4 protein-coding genes are annotated in these 5,211 nt (G+C 65.6%); 1 reads left to right on the top strand and 3 read right to left on the bottom strand.

The window, feature by feature from the left end; translation table 11 throughout:
- Nucleotides 1-2,615, top strand: a 2,615-nt coding sequence (locus tag PHC73_RS11280; protein WP_300128145.1) for a type I secretion C-terminal target domain-containing protein, incomplete at its 5' end; no start/stop codon positions are given.
- A gap of 355 nt (nucleotides 2,616-2,970) precedes the next feature.
- Here PHC73_RS11280 and PHC73_RS11275 read toward each other — a convergent pair.
- The 3 genes from PHC73_RS11275 to PHC73_RS11265 form a co-directional block, all read right to left on the bottom strand.
- Nucleotides 2,971-3,408 (bottom strand): type IV pilin protein, encoded by a 438-nt coding sequence (locus PHC73_RS11275; RefSeq protein ID WP_300128142.1) that lies wholly within the window; start codon nucleotides 3,406-3,408, stop codon nucleotides 2,971-2,973.
- A 3-nt stretch (nucleotides 3,409-3,411) separates the two neighbouring features.
- Nucleotides 3,412-3,714, bottom strand: a complete 303-nt coding sequence (locus PHC73_RS11270; protein ID WP_300128139.1) for a hypothetical protein — start codon at nucleotides 3,712-3,714, stop codon at nucleotides 3,412-3,414.
- 17 nt (nucleotides 3,715-3,731) lie between these two features.
- Nucleotides 3,732-5,211, bottom strand: a 1,480-nt coding sequence (locus tag PHC73_RS11265; protein WP_300128136.1) for a PilC/PilY family type IV pilus protein, incomplete at its 5' end; no start/stop codon positions are given.

Here is a 5,211-nt window from a genome sequence, read left to right as displayed (position 1 = left end):
AGACCGACACGGTGGCGGACGGCATCGACGAAGCCGACGAGACCTTTACCCTGACCGGGACGCTGACCAGCGACGGCACGCCGCCGCTGAGCGACAGCGGCACGGCCACCATCGTGGACGGCGACGAGCCGACCATCCAGGTGGGCAACCCGGACACGGGTCTGGGCGACATCACGGTGCCGGAAGGTCAGGACGCCATCTTTGGCGTCAAGATCACCGGTGCGGCGGCGGGCAGCACACTGAGCCTGACGCTGACGCCCGGCACGGCCACCGAAGGCAGCGACTACAAGGCCACCACCTTCCAGTACAGCCTGGACGGCGGCGCCACCTGGCAGAACGCGACCGAAGGCACGCCGTTTGCGATCGACGCGGGCGACAGCATCGTGCTGGTGAAGACCGACACGGTGGCGGACGGCATCGACGAAGCCGACGAGACCTTTACCCTGACCGGGACGCTGACCAGCGACGGCACGCCGCCGCTGAGCGACAGCGGCACGGCCACCATCGTGGACGGCGACGATCCGCCCTATCTAATCGTCGGCTCGAGCGAAGATGACAAGACTGGGTCCACCACGAATCACTTGGTACCAAAAGCTCCCGGGGATGAAGGCCCCATCACCGGCGGCAACGGCGCCGATATCCTTATTGGCGACCCCGGCGGCTCACAGCTGGTGCCGGGGCAGTCGGCCAATATCGTCATGGTGCTGGATACGTCGGGCAGTATGAGCACGAGCATCTCGTTCAACGGCGGAACGGTGTCGCGGCTCGATGCGTTGAAGGCGGCGACCATCGCGGCGTTGGAGGACCTGACTCACACAGGGGCGGAAAACATCCGCGTCAACCTTACGCAGTTCAACACCCACAGCGGTTCCCTGGGCACGTACGACCTGATCGTGAACGGGGTGGTCAATCACGATGCCCTCGCTCAGGCCACGGCTGTCGTTAACTCTCTAAGCGCCAACGGCGGTACCAATTACGAGGCGGGATTGGGAACGGCTGCGGCCTGGATCCAGGGCACATTGCAACAAACGGTGACCATTACCGCTTCCACGGCGAGCGATCACAATCTGGCATCTGGGAACAGTAACAACGATTCTGCGTCGCTTCTCAAGGGTGCCGACGGAATCGCCTACGCCTTGGTGTCCGGCTGGGGGCCGACGCTGGCGTTGACGGACCTGCGTGACGCCAATGGCAGCGTTTCCGCCGGCTGGGGCGTGCAAGGTGGGACGGATAGCAACAAGCTCGACTCCGGCGAGGTGCTGCGCTTCGATTTCGGCCCGGGCACCGATTTCGACGGTCCTGGGACCAACTTCACCACGGCTGGTTTCAACGGCCCGTCAATCAGCGAGGCGACTTTCGCAATGCGCAGCTTCGGCAACGGCGCGCATACGGTGAATTACACCGTGACGTACTCGAACGGCACATCGGCGACGGCAACGGTGAGCTTCAGCGGAAGCAGTGCGTATACGTTCAACGTCCAGGCGCCGACCGGGCTCAGCATCGACTACATCGCCTTTACGGTGCCCACGGGGCAGTCGGGCGCCGTCGATCTGGAGTCGGTGAAGCTGGGCGTGGGGGCTCCCATTGCTCATGCCGACGTCAACACGGTGCTGTTTATTTCGGACGGCGAGCCGACTTATCACTATGTCGGCAACGGCACCAGCACATTGGGCGGCAATGGCAGCAGCTTCGATGCCAATACGGTTCTTCACATCACCGGCACTGGTGATGGCGATACCGTTTCCGAGATCGGCCTCATTCAGAGCGCCGGCTTCAACATTCAGGCGGTGGGCATCAACGTCACCGAAACCGCGCTAGATGTGCTGGATCAGGTCGAGGGCCAACTGCCTGGAGATCCGGGCAACCATGCATCGGACAACATCACCACGGCGGAACAGCTCGCCGCCGTGGTGGGGCAGATCTCGGGGGGCGGCACGGTAGCCACGCAGGCCGGCAGCGACGTGATCGTGGGCGGCCATGGCAACGACATCATCTTTGGTGATGCGCCTTACACGGACACGCTTGCCCATGCGCAGGGATTGAGCACGGCGCCCGGCGCCGGCTGGCAGGTGTTCCAGCAGCTCGAAGCCGGCCAGGGGACGGACACCACCTGGGATCGTGCCGACACCATCGCCTACATCCAGGGTCATTTGTCGGAGCTGGCCCAGGAGAGCGGGCGCAGCGGCGGCAACGACACGCTGTACGGCGGTGCCGGCGACGACTTCATCTTCGGGCAGGAGGGCAACGACCTCATCTATGGCGGCGCGGGCAGCGATTTGTTGTCCGGCGGCAGCGGTAGCGACACCTTCGTGTTCCAGCAGGGCGACATCGGGCACGGGGTGGACGTCATCACCGATTTCCACCTCGGCACGCCGGCGTCGGGCGGGGATGTGCTGAACATCGCCGATCTGTTGAGCGGGGCCGGTATCTCCGAGAGCACGTTCAACGCCAATCCAGGTGACTACCTGGTGGTGACGCCCGGCACCAATACCACGGTCGCTTTCGATGCGACCGGCGGCACTCACACCGACGCGGTGCAAGTCGCCACGCTGCAGAACGTCAACACCACGCTGAGCACGCTGATCGGTAACGGCCAGATCGAGACCCACACCTGACGGGCTCTGGTCGCATCCGGCCTTCGGGGAACTCCGAAGTCGCCGCAGGGCGGCTTCGGGGTGGCTCGATGCCTGGAGATGGTGGTTGCGCTGGGGCCGTCGCGACTGGGCCGTGGTTTATTTGGCAGGCCGTGGCAAAAAGGGCTTCCTACCCTTTTTTGCCACGCGGCTCGTCGCGGTGCCTGTCCGCTCGGGCCTGCGCGAATCGAGCGCCCGACGCGCTTGATTCGCGGGCGAGCCATCCCTGGCTCGCCACTCGCAGGGGAGCGGCGCTTTGCCTTGCGGGCGCGGGCCCGCGGCGCCGTCGATTTTCGCGGCTGAAGCCGCTCCTACGGCGCTTGTGGTGCGGTTCGGGTCACCAGCACTCGGCGGGCGTGCGCTCGCCGGTGTGCTTGAGCTCGATGGTGGCGCAGGCGGCGTCGGCGGTCTGCGTGCCGGTGGCGGTGGCGCGGATGGTGTAGGTGTCCGCGGTCAGCGTGGGCAGGGACAGCGTGTAGAAGCCCTCCGGGGTGGTGTCGCTGCCCCACAGGCTCGTTGCCGGGTCCGGCGGGTCGGGATCGAGTTCCGCGCCGGTATAGCTGTTGTGCAGGGTGTAATAACGCTCCAGGTTCTGGGCGATGCGCAGCAACGTGGTGGTGGCGTCGCTGCGATGGCTGCGCAGCACGAAACTGCGGTAGCCGGGGTAGGCGATGGCGGTGAGGATGCCGACGATGGCCACCACGATCATCAGCTCCACCAGCGTGAAGCCGCGCACGGGCCGGCGGGCGGCGCTTGGGTTGTCGGGCACGGTCATGGCTCAGTTCGGCACCATGCGAATCTGGCGCAGCGTGGGCAACTGGCCGGGCTTGGCCGGCGCGTCGGCGGTGTAGGACACCGACATGCCCACTTCCAACGCCGCGGCGTTGCTGGGCTTGCCGCCGAAGTCCAATACCTGCGTGCTGCGCTCGATGGCCAGTTGCGTGTCGTCCACGCGCAGCGTGCCGGGCGGATTGTTCAGGGCGCTGATGCGCCCGCCGCCGCGCAGGGTTTCGGCGCCGGCCGCGCCGACCAGCGCGGTCAGCAGCGCCAGGCTGGCGAGAAATCGGCGTGGTGTCGGCATGGCGGGTCTCCTTGTCTTCATTGCAGTTGGCGCCAGGACTGGCGGCCCAGTTCGTCCGGCGGGACGTTGTTTGGCGTCACGTTCTTGGTCCCGTTGCTCAGGATGCTCACCTTGATTTCGCGGCCTGCGTCGTCGATGACGGCCGGCGTTTTGACCACGCCGCCGCCCGATGCGGCGTCGCCGTATTTTTTGCCCGACACCGGCACCTTTTGTTCGCGGCCGTCGATCGTGACGGTCACGAAGTCGCTGGCGCTGAATTGGTTGTCGTTGTTGAGATCGAACGGCGTGTAGGCAAAGCGGCTGCCGGTGATGGCATCCATTTCCATCAGCCAGCTGTCGCCGCCGGCGTGGCAGGCGTCGCTGTTGGGGATGACGGTGGTGTAGATGAGGCGGCCGCCGCGTAGTTGGGGGCGGCTGACCTGCCGCTCGCCGGCGGTCGGCAGGTCGAGGTACCAGCCGTTCGGCTGGGTGGTGGTGGGCTGGTTGGCGGTGGTGACGCGCAGGGTTTGGTCAAACTGTTTCACGGTGGCGATGACCGATTGCTGTACCAGCGTGGCGCGCCCGGTAGTAATGGCACTGCCGGGGTCGCGCACGCCATAAAAAGTTTGTACCTGCGGGGCCGGGCTGGTCACTACGCGGCGGTCCACTGCCTCAAAGTATTTGCCGGTGCCGAAGAACACCATCAAATCGCCGTCCTTGCGCCGCGTCACTTCCGGCTTGGCGGTGATGGGTTGGCGGCTGCCGTCCGGCGCCTTGGCGACGAACAGCGGCTGTTTGGTGCTGCCGGATGCGTAAGCCACCTTCCATCCGTCGGGGCTGCTGGCGGTGAGGTCGAATTTCCACAGGTTGCCCTGCATGTCGCCGGCGTAGACGTAGTCGATGATGCGGTCGTAATCGGCGTCCACGATGCTGGGGGTGGAAAGTCCGTTGTCGGCGGTGGCGCCGCCGTAGCCAGTGTCGATTTTTTTGATCATGGCGCCGGTTTCGAGGTCCACGATGAACAGCACGGCGTGCTTGTTGTTACTGTTGAGACCGTTGCCGAACACCGCCGCCCATTTGCCGTTGGCCAGACGGCCGATGCTGGCCTGGCCGTAGGTGTAGCCGAGGTCCGCGTCGTCGGTGATGTTGAGGTTGCTGTCGCCGGTGACGGCCTTGTCCCACAGCACCTTGGCGGGGCCAAAGCTGGCGGGGTCGGTGATGTCGAGCGCGAATACGCCGCGCCCGCCGCCGCCCAGCGTGCCGACCAGCACCGTCTTCCAGGCACCGCCGATGTAGGCATCGCCGGCCTGTGGCGAGCCGTCCACGAAGAACTTGTGGACGTAGTTGGGATCGGTGAGCTGCTTTAGTTTCGGGTACACCGCCAGCGGGATGTAGGCGAAGCGTTCCACGCCGGCCATGGCGCCGGTCTTGCTGCCGTCGATGGCGTGCAGCATGCCGTCGTTGGCGCCCACGTAGACCATCGGCGCGCGGTTCTGGTAGCCGGCGCTGGCGCGGAAG

Source organism: Immundisolibacter sp., assembly GCF_028696615.1.
Taxonomy (GTDB): domain Bacteria; phylum Pseudomonadota; class Gammaproteobacteria; order Immundisolibacterales; family Immundisolibacteraceae; genus Immundisolibacter.
Note: the sequence above shows the minus strand (reverse complement) of the source record. Positions and strands in the feature narration are given on the sequence as shown.